The organism is Trinickia violacea (genome assembly GCF_005280735.1).
Lineage (GTDB): Bacteria > Pseudomonadota > Gammaproteobacteria > Burkholderiales > Burkholderiaceae > Trinickia_A > Trinickia_A violacea.
Window position 1 is genome coordinate 80726 of the sequence record NZ_CP040078.1, and the last position, 18717, is coordinate 99442.

General features: G+C 63.1%; 20 protein-coding genes. 10 read left to right on the forward strand and 10 right to left on the reverse strand.

Annotated features, from left to right (window positions below; translation table 11 throughout):
• Positions 1–150: 150 nt before the first annotated feature.
• Complete coding sequence (locus FAZ95_RS22350; RefSeq protein WP_137334728.1) at positions 151–945, forward strand: aldolase; 795 nt, start codon at positions 151–153, stop codon at positions 943–945.
• Between the two features lie 91 nt (positions 946–1036).
• Here FAZ95_RS22350 and FAZ95_RS22355 read toward each other — a convergent pair whose 3' ends face one another.
• From FAZ95_RS22355 to FAZ95_RS22365, 3 genes are all read right to left on the reverse strand, one after another.
• Positions 1037–2128 carry a branched-chain amino acid ABC transporter substrate-binding protein gene (locus FAZ95_RS22355; protein ID WP_137337545.1) on the reverse strand — a complete coding sequence of 364 codons (1092 nt, stop codon included), beginning with the start codon at positions 2126–2128 and terminating at the stop codon, positions 1037–1039.
• 105 nt (positions 2129–2233) lie between these two features.
• Positions 2234–3295 carry an ornithine cyclodeaminase gene (gene ocd, locus FAZ95_RS22360; protein ID WP_137334729.1) on the reverse strand — a complete coding sequence of 354 codons (1062 nt, stop codon included), beginning with the start codon at positions 3293–3295 and terminating at the stop codon, positions 2234–2236.
• A 65-nt stretch (positions 3296–3360) separates the two neighbouring features.
• Positions 3361–4392, reverse strand: a complete 1032-nt coding sequence (locus tag FAZ95_RS22365) for a histone deacetylase family protein (protein ID WP_137334730.1) — start codon at positions 4390–4392, stop codon at positions 3361–3363.
• Positions 4393–4508: 116 nt separating this feature from the next.
• Here FAZ95_RS22365 and FAZ95_RS22370 point away from each other — a divergent pair, with 116 nt between their 5' ends.
• Positions 4509–5000, forward strand: a complete 492-nt coding sequence (locus FAZ95_RS22370) for an Lrp/AsnC family transcriptional regulator (RefSeq protein WP_137334731.1) — start codon at positions 4509–4511, stop codon at positions 4998–5000.
• 17 nt (positions 5001–5017) lie between these two features.
• Here the strand turns inward: FAZ95_RS22370 and FAZ95_RS22375 are convergent, their stop codons facing one another.
• The 4 genes from FAZ95_RS22375 to FAZ95_RS22390 form a co-directional block, all read right to left on the reverse strand.
• Positions 5018–6067 carry a 2-dehydropantoate 2-reductase gene (locus tag FAZ95_RS22375; RefSeq protein WP_137334732.1) on the reverse strand — a complete coding sequence of 350 codons (1050 nt, stop codon included), beginning with the start codon at positions 6065–6067 and terminating at the stop codon, positions 5018–5020.
• A gap of 4 nt (positions 6068–6071) precedes the next feature.
• Complete coding sequence (locus FAZ95_RS22380) at positions 6072–6839, reverse strand: class II aldolase/adducin family protein (protein ID WP_137334733.1); 768 nt, start codon at positions 6837–6839, stop codon at positions 6072–6074.
• Between the two features lie 168 nt (positions 6840–7007).
• A complete protein-coding gene (locus FAZ95_RS22385) occupies positions 7008–8192 on the reverse strand; it encodes an amidohydrolase family protein (RefSeq protein WP_137334734.1) in 1185 nt (394 codons plus the stop codon).
• 12 nt (positions 8193–8204) lie between these two features.
• Positions 8205–9044: a c-type cytochrome gene (locus tag FAZ95_RS22390; RefSeq protein ID WP_137334735.1), complete on the reverse strand. Its 840-nt coding sequence runs from the start codon at positions 9042–9044 to the stop codon at positions 8205–8207.
• 264 nt (positions 9045–9308) lie between these two features.
• On the opposite strand from FAZ95_RS22390, the gene FAZ95_RS22395 reads away from it, so the two are divergent.
• From FAZ95_RS22395 to FAZ95_RS22425, 7 genes are all read left to right on the forward strand, one after another.
• Positions 9309–10187, forward strand: coding sequence for an RNA polymerase sigma-70 factor (locus FAZ95_RS22395; protein WP_137337546.1), 879 nt, complete (start codon positions 9309–9311; stop codon positions 10185–10187).
• 186 nt (positions 10188–10373) lie between these two features.
• On the forward strand, positions 10374–10853 hold the full coding sequence (locus tag FAZ95_RS22400; RefSeq protein ID WP_137334736.1) for a carboxymuconolactone decarboxylase family protein: 480 nt from the start codon (positions 10374–10376) through the stop codon (positions 10851–10853).
• Positions 10854–10930: 77 nt separating this feature from the next.
• Positions 10931–11338: a cupin domain-containing protein gene (locus FAZ95_RS22405; RefSeq protein WP_137334737.1), complete on the forward strand. Its 408-nt coding sequence runs from the start codon at positions 10931–10933 to the stop codon at positions 11336–11338.
• Positions 11339–11438: 100 nt separating this feature from the next.
• Positions 11439–12440: a LysR family transcriptional regulator gene (locus FAZ95_RS22410; protein ID WP_137334738.1), complete on the forward strand. Its 1002-nt coding sequence runs from the start codon at positions 11439–11441 to the stop codon at positions 12438–12440.
• A 78-nt stretch (positions 12441–12518) separates the two neighbouring features.
• The gene (locus tag FAZ95_RS22415) at positions 12519–13019 is read left to right on the forward strand and encodes an Ohr family peroxiredoxin (protein WP_137334739.1); all 501 of its coding nucleotides are present in this window, start codon (positions 12519–12521) and stop codon (positions 13017–13019) included.
• A gap of 128 nt (positions 13020–13147) precedes the next feature.
• The gene (locus tag FAZ95_RS22420; protein WP_137334740.1) at positions 13148–13903 is read left to right on the forward strand and encodes an SDR family oxidoreductase; all 756 of its coding nucleotides are present in this window, start codon (positions 13148–13150) and stop codon (positions 13901–13903) included.
• 171 nt (positions 13904–14074) lie between these two features.
• A complete protein-coding gene (locus FAZ95_RS22425; protein ID WP_175425720.1) occupies positions 14075–14470 on the forward strand; it encodes an MFS transporter in 396 nt (131 codons plus the stop codon).
• A gap of 27 nt (positions 14471–14497) precedes the next feature.
• On the opposite strand, the gene FAZ95_RS22430 is transcribed toward FAZ95_RS22425, so the two are convergent.
• Positions 14498–14782, reverse strand: a complete 285-nt coding sequence (locus FAZ95_RS22430) for a hypothetical protein (protein WP_137334742.1) — start codon at positions 14780–14782, stop codon at positions 14498–14500.
• A gap of 258 nt (positions 14783–15040) precedes the next feature.
• On the opposite strand from FAZ95_RS22430, the gene FAZ95_RS22435 reads away from it, so the two are divergent.
• Complete coding sequence (locus FAZ95_RS22435) at positions 15041–16792, forward strand: ABC transporter ATP-binding protein/permease (RefSeq protein ID WP_137334743.1); 1752 nt, start codon at positions 15041–15043, stop codon at positions 16790–16792.
• Between the two features lie 75 nt (positions 16793–16867).
• Here the strand turns inward: FAZ95_RS22435 and FAZ95_RS22440 are convergent, their stop codons facing one another.
• Both FAZ95_RS22440 and FAZ95_RS22445 read right to left on the reverse strand, forming a co-directional pair.
• Positions 16868–17821, reverse strand: coding sequence for a hypothetical protein (locus FAZ95_RS22440; RefSeq protein WP_137334744.1), 954 nt, complete (start codon positions 17819–17821; stop codon positions 16868–16870).
• A gap of 11 nt (positions 17822–17832) precedes the next feature.
• Positions 17833–18702 carry a DUF2092 domain-containing protein gene (locus FAZ95_RS22445; RefSeq protein WP_137334745.1) on the reverse strand — a complete coding sequence of 290 codons (870 nt, stop codon included), beginning with the start codon at positions 18700–18702 and terminating at the stop codon, positions 17833–17835.
• Positions 18703–18717: the final 15 nt, after the last annotated feature.

Here is an 18717-nt window from a genome sequence, read left to right on the forward strand (position 1 = left end):
GCAAGCAACTTCGCAGGTCGATACTAGCGGCCGGGTCGGCGGGCTAAGCGCGCGGCGGCACAAACTCGTGTGATGTTGTCCGAAAACGTTGAAATAGGAGACTTTCGAAAATCTTTACCGAGGCCATATGGCATGATGTTTGCCTAGTTGATGGCCCCGCGCCTAACAGGAGATCGGAAAGTGAGCAAACCATCATTTCGCGATGCCGCAGAGATCGGCAGTGAAGAAATGTTCAATCACCACGAAGTTGCGGCACTCCGCGATGACCTTGCACTCGCGCTTCGTGCCGCCGCGCACTTCGGGCTCGGCGAGGGGGTTTGCAACCACTTCAGCGTGGCGCTTCCAGGCGAGCACGGCTTGTTTCTGCTTAACCCGCGCGGGCTCATGTGGGCCGAGGTCATGGCGGACGACATCGTCATCGTGGACGCAGCCGGAAACGTGGTTGCCGGGCGGCACGAAGCGGAACCCACAGCGATGTTCATTCACGCCGCCATTCACCGGATCGCCAAGAAAACCTGCGTATTACATACCCACATGCCATACGCAACGGCGTTGACGCTCACGGAAGACTGCGGACTCGATACCACGCTGTCGCAAAACGCGATGAGGTATCACGGCCGAGTGGCGTTGGACCGGAACTACAGCGGCCTCGCGCTGGACTCCACGGAAGGAGAGCGCATCGCTCATGCGCTCGATGGGAGGGATATTGGTTTTCTCGGGAACCACGGTGTCGTGGTCTGCGGCGATCGTATCGACTACGCGTTCGATGACTTGTACTACCTCGAGCGCGCATGCGCGACCCAGGTCATCGCGCTTTCCACCGGACGTCCGCTGCGGCCGGTGGCGGCGGATATGGCCCAACAAGTGGCAACGCAGATTCAGGGGGAGCGATTGCAGTCGGAACTGTTCTTCGCCGCGTTGAGGAGAACCCTCCCGTCCCGCTAAGCGTATTTGTCGCCAACCGAAGCGGCACTTGCACGGCCCAAAGCCAATGCAAGCGCCGCACGGCTAGCGCTCGATGTCAGACCAGGCTGTCTCACATCCGCACGATATCGAGCAAGATCTTCTTGCCATCCTTATACGAGAACACCGAGATCACGCCATGCTTCAAGTCCCCTTGAGCCGTGAAGCTGGTCTCGCCGATCACGCCCTTGTAGTCGGTTGACGGCATTGCCGCGAGCACCTTTGCTGCGTCGACGGAGTTTGCGCGCTTCATCGCGTCGACCATGATATACACCGCGTCGTAGGCGAACGGCGCATACACCTGCAGCGGCTGATGATAGCGAGCCTCGTACTTGCGCGCGAACTCGGCGCCGCCCGGCATCTTCTCGAGCGCCATGCCTGCCTCCGAGCAGACGATGTTATCGGCTGCGGGACCCGCCAGTTTCATGACGTCGGTCGAGCAGACGCCGTCGCCACCCAGTATCTTGGCTCGCACGCCCAATTGCCGGGCCTGTTTGGCGAACGGGCCACCGGTGGCATCCATCCCGCCGTAAAGGATCGCATCGGGATTTTCGCCCTTGATCTTCGTAAGGATGGCGCGAAAATCGACGGCCTTGTCGTTCGTCGCATCGTGCGACAACACGGTCATGCCCGAAGCTTTGGCCGCTTGCTCGAATTCGTTGGCAAGACCCTGCCCATAAGCCGTGGAATCGTCGACGATAGCGACTGCCTTTACCGCAAGGCTTTTCGCCGCATACGTGGCGAGGGCGGGCCCCTGCTGCGCGTCCGTGGCGACCACGCGGTACGTCGTGTTAAAGCCTTGCTGCGTGTACGCCGGATTCGTCGCGGCCTGCGAGATCTCGACGATGCCGGCATCGTGGTAGATCCGCGATGCGGGAATCGACGTGCCGGAATTCAGATGGCCGACGACGCCGATCACCTTATCGTCGACCAGCTTTTGCGCGACCTGCGTGGCAGTGCGCGGATCTCCCGCATCGTCTTGCGGATCGAGCTGCAGGGTCACGCGCTTACCGCCAATGAGCAGACCGCCGGCATTGATCTCTTCGACTGCGAGCCGCGCTCCGTTCTCGCTATCCTTGCCCAGATGAGCAATGCCGCCCGTAAGCGGGGCAACGTGCCCAATTCGCACGACCTCTTGTGCATGAGCTGCCAGCGAAAGGGCCATGGCCGCTGTCGCAATCAGGCCGTTCTTGTCGATGTGTCTCACTTCCTTGTCTCCTTGACGGGCGCACGCTTGCGCCCATTCGTTCAGTCATTGACGGACGATGGCTTAAGCCCGCAGTGCTAATGACGGCCGCGCCACTTCATGCTGGCCTGTCCCTATCGCCAGCCCGAAAAGATCTTTCGGGTCTTGCGGAGCGGGAATCAGGTCCAGTTCGATGCCGATGCGCCTTTCACGCGCGACAGCATGCAGATAGCGCAGTGCCGAGAAGTCTTCGAGCGCGAAGCCGACCGAATCGAACACGGTGACTTGCGACGGGAACTCGCGTCCCTTCTTTTCCCCCGACACGATGCGATGAAACTCGACGACCGGAAAATCCGCGGAAAGCTGCTGGATATCGCCTTCGATTCGCGTCTGCGGCTCGTACTCGACGACCACGCTCGCGCGCCGCAGCACATCGGCGTGCAGTTCCGTCTTTCCGGGGCAGTCGCCGCCGACGGCGTTGATATGCATCCCGTCTTCGATCATGTCGGGCGTCAGAATCGTTGCGTTTGTCTTGTCCGCGGTTACGGTCGTCACGATGTCCGCGCCGCGCACCGCCTCTGCCGTGGATTCGCTGCGAATGATCCGAAGGCCCTTGTAGGGCGCCAAGTTGCGAACGAGTTTGCCGGTCGCCGCCGGGTCGACATCGAACACCCTGATCTCTTCGATTCCGAGCATCTCGTGAAACGCGATCGCCTGGAATTCGCTTTGCGCTCCGTTGCCGATCAATGCCATGGAACGGGAGTCCGGGCGCGCCAGGAAGCGGGCAAATAGCGCCGATGTCGCAGCGGTGCGAATCGCTGTCGTCAGCGTCATTTCGCTGAGCAGCAGCGGATAGCCCGTATCCACATCGGCGAGCACGCCGAAAGCCATCACGGTCAGCAAGTCGGCCTTCGTGTTCTTGGGGTGCCCGTTCACGTACTTGAACGAATAGAGCTTGGCGTCGGATGTCGGCATCAGCTCGATCACGCCGTCGGTCGAGTGGCTGGCCAGCCGGGCCGTCTTTTCGAACGTATGCCAGCGGCGATAGTCCTGCTCGATGTAACTCGCCATCGAGGCAAGAACCCGAGTCACGCCGACTTCCTGAACGAGTTTTGAAACGTCATTCACATCGATATATCGAGTCATGCTTCATACTCCTTATCATGCAACTAGCGACTTCCAGATAGCGCCTGGGCGTATCGGAAAGCGCTTCAGTTGCGTCCTTCGAATCCCAACAAGACGTTGACTGCATTGATGCCGATCTCGTCGACCATATATCCCCCCTCCATCACGAACAGCGTGGGGACGTCGAAACCGGCGATGATTTCACCGATGCGCAAGTAGTCCGGCGTGCGCAGTCGGAAGTGACTGATGGGGTCGTGTTCGAATGTGTCGACCCCGAGAGAAATGACCAGTGCATCGGGCGCATGCCGCATGATCGCCGAGCCGGCGTGATGCAGCGCGGCCTCGTATTCGTTCATTGCGGTGCCTTTGGGCAGGGGCAGATTCAAATTGAATCCTTCCCCCGCACCCGCGCCCCGCTCGGTCGCATAACCGGCGAAGTACGGATACGAAACGCCGGGCTCGCCGTGTATCGAAACGAACAGCACGTCGGAGCGATCGTAAAAGATGTCCTGTGTGCCGTTGCCGTGATGGAAGTCGATGTCCAGAATCGCCACGCGCCTCGCGCCGCGGTTGAGGCCATGCTGGGCTGCAATCGCTGCGTTGTTCAGATAGCAGTAGCCGCCCATGTATTCGCGCCCCGCGTGATGTCCGGGCGGACGGCAAAGTGCAAATGCCGCGCGCGCGCTTTCGCCAAGCGCGTCCATTCCCGTCAAGGCCGTGTTCGCGCTCGAACACACTGCCGTCCAGGTCCCCACGTTGATCGGCGAACCGGCATCCATCGAGAAAAAACCCAGCTTGCCGTCGATGGTTTGCGGCAGCTCTGCAGACGGCAAGCCGCGCACGGGCCACACGAGCGGAAGGGCCTGGCAGCTGCGGCCGGTCGCTGTCCATTCGTCCCATGCGCTCGCGAGGAAGTCGATATAGCGTTCGCTGTGCGCGCCGATATAGCTTGTGCGATCGTAGGATTTCGGAAGAACCACATCGCCCAGTCCGGTGGACTCGACGCGCGCGAGCACGGTCTCCGCGCGCTGAGGTTTTTCGAATGAGTCGGAGATCGCGCCGTCTTTGAGTTCGACGCCGTGGTGCAGGCGGTGATCGCTGCTGTAGAGGGTAAGCATGGTTGACTGCCGCGTTGAAGATAGCGAACAGTCTACTGAACGAGCGATGGAACGGTTTTGCTTTCGATTGCGCCTGAGCCTACACTCTTGGAAAAACCGCCTACAGACTATCGAATATGAGCACAAATCGCCCAAAAATCGCCATGGATGCCGTCGACCGCTCGATGCTGCAACTCCTTCAGGATGACGGCGCGCTGTCGAATGCGGCTCTGGGCGAGAAGCTTTCGCTTAGCGTGACGCCCTGCTGGCGACGCCGCAAGCATCTGGAAGATCAGGGTGTGATTACCGGCTATCAGGCGAACATCGACCGGCGCGCGATCGGCCTGAACCTGCTCGCGTTCGTGCACATCACGTTCAACAGTCACTCTGACAAAACGGCCGACAATTTCGAAGCGGTCATTCGCGGTCGGCCGGAGGTGCTCTCGTGCCACAAGATCACCGGCGCCGCGGACTATCTTCTGCAAGTCGTAGCGGCCGATCTGGACGCCTATGGCGAATTCATCGAGCGCGTGTTGAGGCGGCAGGCCGGTATCGCTTCCATACAGTCGAGTCTCGCGCTACGCGAAGTGAAGTATTCGTCGCGTGTTCCGATTCCGGAAGGAGAGTGAGTCACATCTCGCGCGACTCATGCCGGCAGCCGCCGATCCCGCGCGGCGCCGCCGCCCGCTGCGGCACGCAGCTCGGCCAATAGCGCGTCACCGGCCCATGAAGGACGCACGTCGCTTCGCTCAGCCTGCCGCACGAGCTCGCAAAGGCGCTCGTTCACAGGCGCCCTGCGTCCGACGCGCCGGGCAAGCGTGACCACTTCGCCGTTGATCCAGTCGATTTCCGTCGCGCGTCCCGCCGCGAGGTCGTCGGACATCGACGAGCGCGCCAGCGGATCGATCGTCAGCATCGCGCGTCCGAGCCGCGCGAACCACGCATCGGGAATGCCGAGGACGCGCGGCATCCACGCGGGCGGGATCGGTGTGAGCCGGGCAGGCTGGATGCGAGCCCGCGCCAGCAGCGCGAGCGCTTCTTTCTGCGCCATGCCGAGGCAACGACGATAAGCGCGTTGCGCAAGCTCTTCCTTCAGCGGCCGGTTCGAGAGCGCGTTGATCGCGTTGTTGAGATTGAGCAGCAGTTTGGCCCACTGCACCGGGAGCATGTCGTCGTGCTGAGTCAGCGGCAATCCCGCCTTCTCGAAATCGCCGACGAACGGCTGCAAATCCGGCGCGCGCTTGATCTCCAGTTCGCCCGCCGAGCCTTGGTGAAAGGCGCCGGGGCCGCGTTCGACGACGTTGAACGGCACCATCCCTTCCAGCACCGTGTTGCGCGGCAACGCGGCGCGCAACACGTCTGCGTTGCCGATTCCGTTCTGGAAGCTGACCACGACCGTCTCGGGACGCAGGACGTTTGCCAGCTCGGCCGCGACCGCCGCTGTCGCCGCGGACTTGACCGTGACGAGCACGAGATCCGCAGCGGCGGCAGCGGTGAGGTCCGTCGACGCGTCGATGCACTCGGGGGACACGAACCAGCGTCGATCGCCGAATTGGGTCAGCGTGAGCCCGTGGGTGCGCAGCATCTCGCCGACGCGCGCACGCGCGACGAACACGACGTCGCTTCCACCGGCGAGCAACCGTCCGCCGAGGTAGCAGCCGATAGAACCCGCGCCGTAGATACAGATCTTTGCCATGTGATTAGTCGGCGTAGCCAGGGCTCCGGCGATCGAGCCGGCGCAGCAGCCCCGGCCACACGAGCGCCCCGGCGCCGGCGCCCTTCGTCGCCTGAGTGATCTGCTGCGCGATGCCATCGCGGATCGGTTGCGCGATCGGCAAGAGCTTCGAGCCGCCCGCCTGCGCGCGGACCTGGATCATGCACGACGCTTCGAAGAAGTACATGGCAACGAAAGCGTCGGCCGGCGTGGCGCCGACGGTCAACAGACCATGGTTGCGCAACATCAGGTACGTGTTGCTGCCGAGATCGCGCACGAGGCGAGGTTTCTCGTCTTCGTTGAGCGCAATGCCTTCGTAGTCGTGATACCCGAGCGACGCGAGCACGCCGAGCGACTGCTGGGAAAGCGGCAGCAAACCCGCTTCCTGAGCCGATACGGCGACGCCGTTGATCGAGTGGGTATGCATCACACAGAGGGCGTCCTCGCGTGCCGTATGCACTGCACTGTGGATATTGAAGCCCGCCGGATTGACGTCATAGGGCGAGTCGGACACCTTGCGGCCGTCGAGATCGATCTTGACCAGCGATGACGCGGTGATCTCGTCGAACATCATCCCGTAGGGGTTGATCAGGAAATGATGCTCCGGGCCGGGCACGCGCGCGGAAATATGCGTGAACACCAGGTCGTCCCAGCCGAACAGCGCGGTGAGCCGGTAGGCTGCCGCGAGGTTGACGCGCGCTTCCCATTCATCGGGGGAAACGGTGTGCTTCAGGTTGAGGTCGGATGAGGCCATGTCGATGCTCCTTGTTCAATCGTCCCGGCAATTCGGAAAACTGAGGTTGCGCTCTGTGCATGCGTGTCAGAGCTGTTGGCGCATCATGTCGGGAATCTCGCGCGGAATCTGTCGGGTAGCCGACAGGTCATGCGACCCATCAGCGGCACATGCCGCAGCCCGCTTCCCTCAGACCAACACCCCCTCTCGCGCGACGATGCTTCCCGCCGCCACGACGAGCTTGCGGACCGGCCGCGCGACCACAGCTTCGGCGAGCGTCTGCGCGTCGACGAGCACGAGGTCCGCGCGATGGCCGGGAAGCAAGCCGTAATCCGCGAAGCCGCAACCGCGCGCCGCGCTGTGTGTCACGCAATCGAGGGCGATCTCGAGCTCGTCATCGCGCCGGAAATCGTTGCGCATGCCGATCAACATCGCGCGCTCGAGCATGTCGGGCGTGCCGTAAGGCGTCCACGTATCGCGAATCCCGTCATTGCCGCCGATGACCGTGACGCCCGCCGCGCAGCAGGCCGAAACGGGCGGCACCGCGACCGACGCAGGCGCAGTCGTCACCAGCGCGACGTCGAGTTCGGCCATGCGCGCGAGCAGCGCATCGCGTTCGCGCTCCCCGAGATCGCCAAGACAGAACCCGTGGCTGATGACGACCTTCCCCTGCATCCGCAGTGCCGCGGTACGTTGGAGAATCAGGTCGAGCGAATACGCGCCCATGGTCGAGCGCTCGTGAAGATGGATGTCGAGACCGCAGCCGTGCCGGTCAGCGAGTCCAAAGAGCAGATCGAGCGCCTCGACCGCATCGCCTTCGATTGCGCATGGATCGAGCCCGCCTAGCAAGTCGGCTCCTGCGTGCAGCGCATCGGCGAGCAAACCATCGGTGCCCGGCCGCTTCAGCACGCCCGATTGCGGAAACGCGACGATTTGCATCTCCATCTGCCCGCGCAATGTCTCGCGCGTCGCGAGGACGCCGTGCAAGTGCCGCAGGCCGGCATCGGTGTCGATGTCGACATGCGTGCGCAAGCGCGTCGTACCCGCGGCAAGGAACGCCCGCGCCAACGCGAGCGACTGCGCCCCGGCATCGTGGCCGCTCGCCGCCCGCCAACGGCGCTCGTTTTCGATGCGGTCAATCAGGCGCGGCGCCACTTCGTTGCGGTACCAAGGCATGCCCCAGTGGGTCTTGTCCAGATGCGTATGCCCCTCGACCAGGCCGGGCAGCAAGAGCAAGCCTGCGCCGTCTTCAATGAGGCAACCGTCTTTTGCTTCGATGGACGGGCCGATGCATGCAATACGGCCATCCTCGACTAGGACGTCGAGTGAACTGCCCGCGCCCGTGCGCACATTGCGAATCAGTAGGCTGTTCATGTCGGAATCACCTTAGCGCCCCACCTTCCGCGGCGCCATGTACGCAAGATAGTCGACGATCAGATCGATCTCGCGATCGCTCAATTGGTCCGGCGGGAAAGCGGGCATGGTCCGGCCGGGCCAATTCCGAACCGATGCGGGATTGCGAATGTAGCGGTGTAACGCAGCGGGCTTGAAGTACTCGACGGGATTCATCGGCACGTTGAGGTCGGGGCCGGTGTCCGCGCTGCCCGCGTGGTTGAGCCGATGACACGCGAGGCACTGCGTGATGAACAGGCTTTGGCCCGCGCGGATCGGATCGGTTGCCGGCAGCGCCGGATCGACGGCGAGCGCCGGCCAACGTGACGATGGGGAGGGTTGCGTCGTCAGCTTCGCGATCTGGTATGGCCACTGCTCGCTGCGCACGGTCGCCGCTTCCTTGCCGACCCACACCAAATAGAACGGCCCCGCGCTGACCGGCTTGCCCGGCAGCTTCGGCCACGGCTTCGCCGGATCTTCGACCGCGAGCCAAGCGACGGCTTTCGCGGAGTCACGGTTGAGCACGAGGTCCATCGGAAGTTGAGCGGCGAAGCCATCGGTCGCAAGCGCTTCGAGGACGCTGTCCGCGGGTAACTTCGCGCCGTCGAGCAAGCTGGCCAATGGCACTGCGCGGTAGGTCATCGGCGTTGCGTAGGCGACATCTCGCGAAACATGAATTTCTGCCGCGTCAGGACGCGCCAGCAACGCGGCTTGGCTAAACGACTGGGTCTTGCCGCCAATGGTGAGCTCGATGGCGGGCTGCGCGGCGGCACCACGCGCGATGATCATGCCAAGCGTCAGCAGCAAAACCGCGAACCACACGCGTTTCGACATTTCTCCTCCCTGGATTGTTGTTCCCGGCGATATCGGCGGCAAAGTTGCCAAGGCGCCTCCCGGCAAATATAAGCCGCCGATTCATGCGGTGAGCGGATTATGTCAGCGGCGGTGAAACGGCGATAGCCCGCGCGCCAACTCCGATTTCCGACGATCAAAACAGCGATGCCGAACGTCTCTGATGCCGAGTCGAGCATGGCAATATGCCACTGTCAGCACGCTGCTCAGGCGGGACTTCTACCCAACGCACGAGGAAGGTTGTCCATGGACGACGCACATACCTTTAACGGGCTCCGTCCCCGGTTACAGAAGATCGCCTATCGAATGATGGGGTCCGTGGCGGAAGCCGAAGACATCGTGCAGGAGGTCTGGCTGCGCTGGCACGCAGCAGCCCAAGAGAGCATCGACAATACGGAGGCGTGGCTGGTCTCGGTCACGACACGGATGTCCATCGATCGTCTGCGGGCCGCGAAGATTCAGCGTGAACACTACACGGGCATCTGGTTGCCCGAGCCGGAGATGAGCAACTCGCCGGCCACCCCCGAGGAGTGTGCGGAGCGTGCCGACGACGTGTCCGTCGCATTTCTGCTTTTGCTCGAGCGGCTGACGCCGGAAGCACGGGCGGCCTTTCTGCTGCGCGAGGTGTTCGACGCGGACTACTGCGAAGTCGCCGACGCCATCGGCAAGACAGAGGCGGCGTGCCGGCAACTGGTCAGCCGCGCAAAAGCGCATCTGCGCGACGATCGCCCGCGTTACGAAGTGTCGCGCGAGACGCATCTTCGCCTGCTGCAAGCCTTCGTGCAGGCGCTGGAGCGTGGCGACTTCCACGCGATCAACGCCGTGCTGGCCGAAGATGCCACGCTGATCGGCGACGGCGGCGGGAAAGTCCAGAGCTTTCCGAAACCGATGGTGGGCGGACGGCGCATCGCTCAACTCTTCTATGCGTCGTTTCTGCGCTATCACAGCGAACTCAGCGTCAAGCTCGTGGTGCTCAATGGTCAGTGGGCGCTGCTGCGCTTTATCGAAGGCAAGCTGGAATCGGCGCAGTCGTTCGAAACGGACAACGGTCGCATCGTTCGCATCCTCGTGCAGCGCAACCCCGACAAGCTGGCACGCATCGCGGCGGCCTACGCCGACGCGTGAACGACTTCTCCTCGCGCGCAAGTGCGGATCGCGTCGCGTTGATTGGTGCAGCATGGACAACGCTGTGAGTCCGCTCACAAGCCTACCGCGGCGTGCCACGCGCACTTACGATGATTTCGTGCGGCCCATCACCGCTGACGGCATCCGCTTCGCTCGGTTGCTCACTCATCGTCGCCTGGAGAAATCATGACGCAGCGTATCAACTACATTCAGCAATCGCCGGAGCTCTTCAAGAAGTTCCTCGAGTTCAGCAACCTGTTGAAGGACAGCGCGATCGAAGAATCGATTCGAGACCTCGTCTCGACCCGCGCCTCGCAGATCAACGGTTGTGGCTTCTGCCTCGACATGCACGTGAAGGAAGCGCGCATCCATGGCGAGCGTGAATTGCGCCTCCACCATGTCGCAACGTGGCGCGAATCGACGCTCTTCTCGCCGCGCGAGCGTGCCGCGCTGGCCTGGACCGAAGCGCTGACGACGCTTCCCGCACACGGCGTGCCCGACGAACTCTACGAACGCGTGCGTACCCAGTTCTCCGAGAAGGAACTGTCGGACCTGACGTTTGAAGTCATGGCCATCAATGGATGGAACCGCGCGAATGTCGCGTTCAAGACCGTGCCCGGTTCGGCCGACAAGGCGTTTGGCCTCGACAAAGCCAACCTCGCCTGAAGTCCGGCGAGGGTCCGCAGCCCTTCTTTCACCCCGGCCCGCGCCTGCGGGCCGCATCATTTGGGGAGCACACCGCCATGCTTCGCTTGAAAACCGCCGCACTGGCCGCGGCCGCCGTCGTTTGCGCATTGATGGGCGAAGCCAGCGCCGCGCCGCCCTCGGCCGTCGTCTCGCCGCTGATGACGAAGGCGCTCGACGACTCTCCGGGCAAGGAAGCCACGATGATCACCGTCGAGTATCCGCCCGGTGCCGCCGACCCGGTCCATCGGCACAACGCGCACGGCTTCATCTATGTGCTGGAAGGATCGATCGTGATGCAAGTGAAGGGCGGCAAGGAAGTGACGCTGACGCCCGGACAAACGTTCTATGAAGGCCCGAACGATATTCACACGGTTGGACGCAACGCAAGCCAGACTCAACCGGCAAAGTTCCTCGTGCTGCTGCTGAAGGACGAGGGTGCGCCCATTCTCGTGCCGGAGAAGTAAGCCCGACCGCACGGCCACGCCACAAAAATTCGGCGGCCGATGTCACAAATGGCGGCGCTGATACGTCTAGTCGAGTATGAACTTCTCGACGCGCGCTTCCATGCCAGATTACTCATCACGCCACCCCGTCGCCGGCGCCGACGATCCGTTCGCGAGCAGCTTTGCGACCAGTTACGCCGGCGTCGTTTCGTTTCTGGCCGTTGCCAGTGAAGGCAGCTTTACCCGTGCGGGCGATCGCCTCGGCATCGGCCGTTCCTCGGTCAGCCGCAACGTCCAGAAACTCGAGGCCCAGCTCGATGCACGTCTGTTCCAGCGCACGACGCGCAGCACGTCGCTGACACGCGAGGGCGAGCTGTTCTACGAGAACTGCCGGCCGGGCATCGAGCGTATCGTCCAGGCGCTCGAAGACATGCGCGAGCTGCGCAGCGGCCCCCCGCGCGGCCCTCTGCGCATCGGCTCCACGCCCGGCTTCGGGCGCAAGATCGTCGCGCCGCTGCTGCGCAGCTTTCACTCGCAATATCCCGAGATCACGCTGGAGTTGCTGCTGAACGATCACCCCGCCGACTTCACGGCCGATCGCATCGACGTTTCGTTTCGCGAGGGACGCATGGAAGACAGCGGGATCGTGGCGCGGCAGTTGATTCCGATGCAAATGATCGTTTGCGCGTCGCCCGCCTATGCACGAATCCACGGGTTGCCGCGCCACGTCGACGATCTGGCGGCGCATCGCTGCATCAACTTCCGGACGGCGTCGGGCCGCGCCAGGGAGTGGGAATTCAAGATCGACGGTCTGGCTCAGCGGCGCCATCCCGTCGCGCAGCACACCTTCAACGACCCCGATCTGATGCTGCAGGCGGTGCTCCACGGGCTCGGTATCGCGCAGTTGCCGGCCTATCAGGTATGCGATTTGCTCGGCGACGGGCAGCTGGTCAGTTGTCTCGCGCAGCACGCACCCGACGACAGCGGCCACTACCTCTGCTATCTCAGCCGCAAGCATCTTCCTGCCCGCATCCGTGTGTTCATCGACTATATGACCGAGCAGACGAGGGCGCTCGATCTGCACAGTGTGACGACGATGACCACGTTGTCGACAGTCGATTGATTGCGTGTTCTATACGCGCTCCATCCGTGAGCGGTCGACTAAGCGTCGGATACGCGTCAGCGAACCCGAGAATGCGTCATGGACGACAAGACGTTACTGCCCCCTCCGTTTTCCCTCCTCGACCGATATCGGGGCCGGGATTTTCATCCGCTGTACACCACGACTGTCACCGTTTCCGGCGGCGAGACGGGACACGGCCGCGCTTCCGGCGTGGCCCGTTCGGATGACGACAATCTTGTCGTGGAGCTGCGGCTGCCCACGGCGTTCGGAGGACCCGGCAAAGGGACCAACCCCGAGCAGTTGTTCGCCGCCGCATTTGCCGCGTGCTTTCACGGGGCGCTGAATCTGCTGGCAAAGCATGCCGCTCTGGAGATCGACGAGACGGTTGTCGAAGTGCGAGTTTCGTTTGGCCGCGATCCGATGGACGGAGGCTACGCATTGGTCATCGATGTTCGGGCCCGAATGCCGGGCGTCGAACGAAGCCTCGCGGAAGCGCTGGTTCGACATGCCGAACGCCTGTGCCCCTACGCAAAAATGGCGAGACAGGGGACCGTCAATATCGTGACGGTGATTGACTGACGCAAGATTCGATTGGTGCCGGGAGCACAACACCGTGGGCCTGTTTTCGTGTCTACCGCGATATGCCAGGCCTCCCTACAATGACTTCGTGCGGCCCGTTGCCGCTCACGAAAATTGGAGGATGAATCATGAAGATCGTCGTCATCGGCGGCACTGGCCTGATCGGCTCGAAGACGGTCGCCATTCTGCGCCAGGGCGGCCATGAGGTTGTCGCCGCCGCGCCCAGCAAAGGCGTCAACAGCCTCACGGGAGAAGGGCTCCAAGAGGCCATGACCGGCGCGCAGGTGGTGGTCGACCTCGCCAATTCGCCCTCGTTCGAAGACAAGGCCGTGCTGGAATTCTTCGAGACGTCCGGCCGCAACGTCCATGCAGCGGAGGCTGCAACCGGCGTCCGGCACCATGTCGCGCTATCGATCGTCGGAGCCGATCGGACTCCCGAGAACGGTTACTTTCGCGGCAAGGTCGCCCAAGAGAAGCTGATCGCGGCCTCCGGCATCCCCTACACCATCATCCGCTCGACCCAGTTCCTCGAATTCCTCCGCGGCATCGCCGATGCGGGTACCGATGGAAACGTCGTCAGGCTTTCGCCGGGCATGTTCCAGCCCATCGCCGCAGAGGACGTGGCGGCCATCGTCGCCGACGTGGCGCTCGCCGCGCCGCGCAACGGCATCGTCGAGATCGCGGGCCCGGAGCGGGCGCCGTTCAACGAACTCATCGCCCGCTATCTGAAGGAAGTCGGCGACCCGCGCGAGGTCGTGTGCGACCCGGAGGCCCGTTACTTCGGCGGCTTGGTCGAAGCGCATTCGCTCGTGCCGTTGGGCGAGGCGCGCCTGGGCCGCATCGGTCTCGACGAATGGCTCCGGCGCTCGAAGGCAGCCGGTTGATCGCGCATCCGCCAATCGAAGGATCGGTGACGACCTGCAAGGCCGGGCAGCGCATCACGCTGCAAGCATCCGCGCGAGCATCGCTTTGAACATCGCGACCTCGTCGTCACTGAAACTGGCCAGCAACGCGCCATAGACATCGGCGAGTATCGCCGGCATCCGATCGGTCTGGTGCTCGCAGGTTCCTACGCTGTTGCCGCCATGTTTATCCTGCTCATCGGCGTCGCTTCGTCGTTGCCGATGCTGGTATTCGCGGTCTTTGGGGCAGGTCTTGGGACGGGCGGCTCGCAGACCGGCGTCAATGCACTGGCGGCGGCCTACTATCCGACCTCCAGCCGCGCCTCCGGCGTGAGCTGGGCACTTGGCATTGGCCGGGTGGGTTCGATCGTGGGCTCGATGGTCGGCGGAGTGCTGTTAGCCATGCATCTGGGCCTGCCCATCTTGTTTGTTCTAGTCGCGATTCCCACTATCGTCGCCGCACTCGGCATGTTTGGCATGGGACGCCACGAGGCCGCGCTCAGGTCGTCTGAAGTGGCTCGAACGCTCCCGGGTTCCGTCAAGCCTTAGGCGACCGTCAGCGCCGTCGAAGGGTTGTCAGTTGCAACCGTGACTGTTCGCGGTCTTGTAACAGGTGGTTCCGCCAGGGCCGCGAGCCACGCCTTTGCCGTTCATCGTCTTCGCCTCGCCGCCCCGGTTGGTCTGCGTCGTCCGCACGCCATTCTGGTTCGTCTGAGACGTCCAGGCCGTACCCGTGTTCTTGTTATAGCCGGCGGCCGACTGTCCGTTGCCGCAGGCCGTCTCGCCGCGGGCGTTCGTCGCACATTCTGCAAACGCGTTCGCGGACAGCATTAGGCATGCCAGCACTATCAGAGTCTTCATGAACATGTCCTCCCGAGGGCTGCGGCACCCGAGGTACGCTCCGCTTCAATTGAAGCTTGGCCCAGGGTGCTGACCAGTATCGCAAACTGGCTGCATTGGATATGAGTTTAGGTCTTTCCGGAGCATTTTCCTCCCTCAAGCTAGCATCCACTCCCGCAGATTTAAAGCGAACGGCAGGCGATGCAATCGAAGCCGCCATTGCGCAGGCGCTTTGCGGGTTCGTCGGCGGATTTGCATCCCTTAGTTAAGGGTAAGCCCATGACCAACACACCATCCGGCTTTGCAACTCGGCAACTCGACCATGTCTCCGTATGGAGTTTGATCAAGCCGTATTGGGTCTCCGAGGAACGCGGCACTGCGTGGGGACTGCTGATGGCAATCGTCACCATGGACCTGTTGATGGTAGCCATCAACGCCCGTTTGAACATATGGAGCCGCGATTTCTACGACGCACTGGAAAGCAAGAACGTACGCGAGTTTCCGCAACTTGTGCTGATTTTTGCGGCACTCGCATTCGCGTTCATCATCCTCTCCGTGTACAACCGCTATCTGCGCCAGATGCTTGGCTTTCGATGGCGCCAGTGGCTGACCCGGCGCTATCTGAACAGATGGCTGGACGGCGGCACGTTCTATCGAGTCGAGCGCGATCGGCTTGCCGACAATCCGGACCAGCGTATCGCCGCCGACCTCAGCCTGTTCGCGACCACAACCCTTTCCCTGACGCTCGATCTGCTGTCGACGGTCGAGACGTTCGTCTGGTTCTCCATCGTCCTGTGGAACACCGCGGGCGCTATGACTGTGATGGTCGGTTCGTCATCCGTTCAGATTCCGGGCTATATGCTTTGGGCAGCCATCGTCTATGCGATTGCCGGTGCGCTCGTGACCAACAAGATTGGTCACCCGCTCGTTTCGATCAACTACCAGTTGCAGCGCGTCGAGGCGGATTTTCGGTTTGGCTTGATCCGTCTCCGCGAAAACGCCGAGGAGATTGCGTTTTATGAAGGCATGCCAATCGAGGAATCGAATGCCAACGACCTTTTTACCCGCATTCGTGAAAACTGGTGGCGCTTTATGAAATATACGAGGCGCTACAGCTTCGTACTCAACTTTTATGCGCAAGTCGCCGACATCTTTCCGATCATTGTTGCCTCGCCGCGCTATTTCACAGGTGCGGTCAGTTTCGGCACGTTGATGCAAATCACCGACGCATTCAGTTCGGTTAGCGACTCTCTCTCGTGGTTCATCAACAATTACGACACGCTCGTCGAGTGGCGTGCGACGGTCAATCGTTTGAGCGAGTTCGAGCGCGTCATGCAGCAATCCCATCTGAAGGAGTCTGTCTCGCCTGCCACCGAGCACGGCGGTATCAACCTGCACTATGTCGATGAGAACCGGCTGGTCACGCGCAACCTCTCGCTTGCGGTGCCAGACGGCAAAACGCTTGCGAATGTGCGCGACATCGTAGTGAAGCCGGGTTCACGGTGGCTGATCCGTGGGAAGTCGGGCTCGGGGAAAAGCACGTTTTTACGCGCGCTCGCGGGTCTCTGGCCGTTCGGCAACGGCTCGATCGATGCACCCGTGGGCGCGCGCATGATGTTCATCCCCCAGCGTAGCTATTTGCCGGCAGGCACCTTCAAGGCCGCACTGGCCTATCCCGCGAAGGCGGACACCTTTGGCGACGACGAGTGCCGCGAGGTACTGCGGGCGTGCCGGCTCGAAGGCTTTGCAGACCGCCTTCAGGAATCGGATCCCTGGTGGCGCATTCTTTCCCCGGGCGAGCAGCAGCGGCTGGCGGTTGCGCGTGTGCTGCTGCACAAGCCCGACTATGTGTTCCTCGACGAAGCAACCAGTGCGCTCGACAGCGAAACTGAAGCGCATCTGTATCACCTGCTCACAGAACGACTGCACAAAGGAGCGATCGTCAGCGTGGCGCAGCGCAAGTCCCTTGTGCAGTTCCACGAGGAGACGCTCGATATCAAGTGTCCTCCCGAATGGGGAGGAGCGACCTGATCGTATTCGGGCGTCACCTCAGCGAATGGCCGCTGCAATCGGGGCGACACGTCGGGACGGCGAAGCACGCATCGCTCAGGGCGCGGGCACGACGCGGTAGTAGACGCCGTTCGCGCCGTAAGAGGGCTGGAACCACGCATTGCCGCACAGGTAGTAGGTCCCGCCCTGCACCGAGGGCTTGATGCAGCCGGCCGGCAGCGTCGCGTAGATCGCGCCCATCGCGAAGTTCGCGCTGGGCGGCGGCGGGGGTGCCGCGGACGTCGCGCCGGCGACGTAGCCGGCGTTGTAGGCGTTCGCCGAGTTCGCGGCGGCATAGCCGCTGTTGTACGCGTTCGCGGCGACGGCCTGTGTGTTCGCGGAGGCGATCGCAGCGCCCGCCGCTACACCGACCGCCGCGCCCGCGGCGGCTGCGCCTGCAGTGGACCAGCCGCCGCAGTTGTAGCAGCTCGATCCGTACACGTTCACCGTGGTCGGCGGATGGTAGGCGGCATAGGTCGTGTTGCCGTAGTAGGTGCTGTGATACGCGGTCGCGCCCGACGAGTTCGTATAGGTCGTATAGCCCGATCCCTGGACGTGCGTGGCCGTGCCTCCATAGTTGTTGGTCGCCGTGGTGCCCTGGCCATAGGTGTGCGTCGCGCTGCCGTACTGATTCGAGTAGGTCGTCTGATTCGAGCCGGCCTGGTGCGAGGCCGTGCCGCCATAGGCGCCGGTCGCCGTGGTGCCCTGGCCATAGGTGTGGGTCGCGCTTCCGCCGTACGGATTGCTGAAGCTCGTCTGCCCGGAGCCTTGGGTGTGGGTGGCCGTGTCGCCGTAGCGGTTGGTCGCCGTGGTGCCCTGGCCCGGCGTGTGCGTTTCGCTGCCGCCATAGGCGTTGCTGCGCGTCGTCGGTTCCGAGCCGGACGGACGCGACTCCATGCCGCCCGACGGCTCCGGGCGCGACCAGCCGCCCGCGTGCCCCCAGGCGCCGGCGGGGCCCGAGGCGAAGGCCGGAAGCAGGAGTCCGGCCACATAGATGGCAACCGTCTTCACGATGCGCCTCCTCATTGAGGATTAGCGGCCTTGGCCTTCGGCGGCGGCTTGAGGCCCGGCGCGTTTGCGGCGTCGGGACGCGCGAACGCGATGGGCGCCGCGCCGGTCGTGCCGGACGGCACGAACGAGTTCGCCGGAACGGCCGGATCCAGGACCCAGTTCGTGAGCGCCAGCACATGGCGCAGCCGCGCGGGATCGTTGAGGTAGACGGCGTAGATCCGCCGCGGCAGCTTGTCCTCCGTGCCGATCCAGGCCTGCACGAACGCGTCGCCCGTCACGTACGCGACCATGTCCGTCGTCGTGTTGTCGACGACGGTCGACTGGCCGATATAGAACGCGATCTTCAGGCTGTCGGCGATGTCCTTGTACGGGTCCGCGACGAGGACATCGGTGAACGGGAAATAGATCGCTCCGACGTCGTAGGCTTTCTTCAGCGCGTCGTCGATCGTCGGCGGCGCGTCGGCCACGGCGACGAGGTTCTCGGCCGGGGAGAAGGCCGTCATCGTCTTGCCGTCGTAATAGAACTCCGAGCGCGGACCGTCGCCGAGCGTGATCACGCGCAGCTTGTCGGGCCGCTGCATGAGGACTTCGGACTTCGTCGAGTAGATGAGCGGCGGCCCGATCCGGCTCGGGCTCTCGTACGAGACGATCGCCGTGAACGTCATCGACTTCGCGGCCGCGAGGCGGTCGCAGGCGGCCTTGATGACGTCGAGCGCGTGCTGGTCGAGCCCCGGCTGGTAGTCGGGTGCAGCGGCCTGCTGCGCGTGCTTCGCCGCGGCTTTCGAGGGCGCGTTCGCCCGTTGCTGCGCACCGCCGCTCGCGGCGAGGCACACGCCCAGCGCGAGGGCCGTTGCGCGCAAGACCGGTTTCCACGCAGTCATGGCAGCCTCCGAGAT

Excerpts from the sequence above, each read along its gene's own strand:
- FAZ95_RS22350 (WP_137334728.1), top strand. The coding sequence starts at position 151 with ATGGCCCCGCGCCTAACAGGAGATCGGAAAGTGAGCAAACCATCATTT.
- FAZ95_RS22355 (WP_137337545.1), bottom strand. The coding sequence starts at position 2,128 with ATGGCCCTTTCGCTGGCAGCTCATGCACAAGAGGTCGTGCGAATTGGG.
- ocd (WP_137334729.1), bottom strand. The coding sequence starts at position 3,295 with ATGACTCGATATATCGATGTGAATGACGTTTCAAAACTCGTTCAGGAA.
- FAZ95_RS22365 (WP_137334730.1), bottom strand. The coding sequence starts at position 4,392 with ATGCTTACCCTCTACAGCAGCGATCACCGCCTGCACCACGGCGTCGAA.
- FAZ95_RS22370 (WP_137334731.1), top strand. The coding sequence starts at position 4,509 with ATGAGCACAAATCGCCCAAAAATCGCCATGGATGCCGTCGACCGCTCG.
- FAZ95_RS22375 (WP_137334732.1), bottom strand. The coding sequence starts at position 6,067 with ATGGCAAAGATCTGTATCTACGGCGCGGGTTCTATCGGCTGCTACCTC.
- FAZ95_RS22380 (WP_137334733.1), bottom strand. The coding sequence starts at position 6,839 with ATGGCCTCATCCGACCTCAACCTGAAGCACACCGTTTCCCCCGATGAA.
- FAZ95_RS22385 (WP_137334734.1), bottom strand. The coding sequence starts at position 8,192 with ATGAACAGCCTACTGATTCGCAATGTGCGCACGGGCGCGGGCAGTTCA.
- FAZ95_RS22390 (WP_137334735.1), bottom strand. The coding sequence starts at position 9,044 with ATGTCGAAACGCGTGTGGTTCGCGGTTTTGCTGCTGACGCTTGGCATG.
- FAZ95_RS22395 (WP_137337546.1), top strand. The coding sequence starts at position 9,309 with ATGGACGACGCACATACCTTTAACGGGCTCCGTCCCCGGTTACAGAAG.
- FAZ95_RS22400 (WP_137334736.1), top strand. The coding sequence starts at position 10,374 with ATGACGCAGCGTATCAACTACATTCAGCAATCGCCGGAGCTCTTCAAG.
- FAZ95_RS22405 (WP_137334737.1), top strand. The coding sequence starts at position 10,931 with ATGCTTCGCTTGAAAACCGCCGCACTGGCCGCGGCCGCCGTCGTTTGC.
- FAZ95_RS22410 (WP_137334738.1), top strand. The coding sequence starts at position 11,439 with ATGCCAGATTACTCATCACGCCACCCCGTCGCCGGCGCCGACGATCCG.
- FAZ95_RS22415 (WP_137334739.1), top strand. The coding sequence starts at position 12,519 with ATGGACGACAAGACGTTACTGCCCCCTCCGTTTTCCCTCCTCGACCGA.
- FAZ95_RS22420 (WP_137334740.1), top strand. The coding sequence starts at position 13,148 with ATGAAGATCGTCGTCATCGGCGGCACTGGCCTGATCGGCTCGAAGACG.
- FAZ95_RS22430 (WP_137334742.1), bottom strand. The coding sequence starts at position 14,782 with ATGAAGACTCTGATAGTGCTGGCATGCCTAATGCTGTCCGCGAACGCG.
- FAZ95_RS22435 (WP_137334743.1), top strand. The coding sequence starts at position 15,041 with ATGACCAACACACCATCCGGCTTTGCAACTCGGCAACTCGACCATGTC.
- FAZ95_RS22445 (WP_137334745.1), bottom strand. The coding sequence starts at position 18,702 with ATGACTGCGTGGAAACCGGTCTTGCGCGCAACGGCCCTCGCGCTGGGC.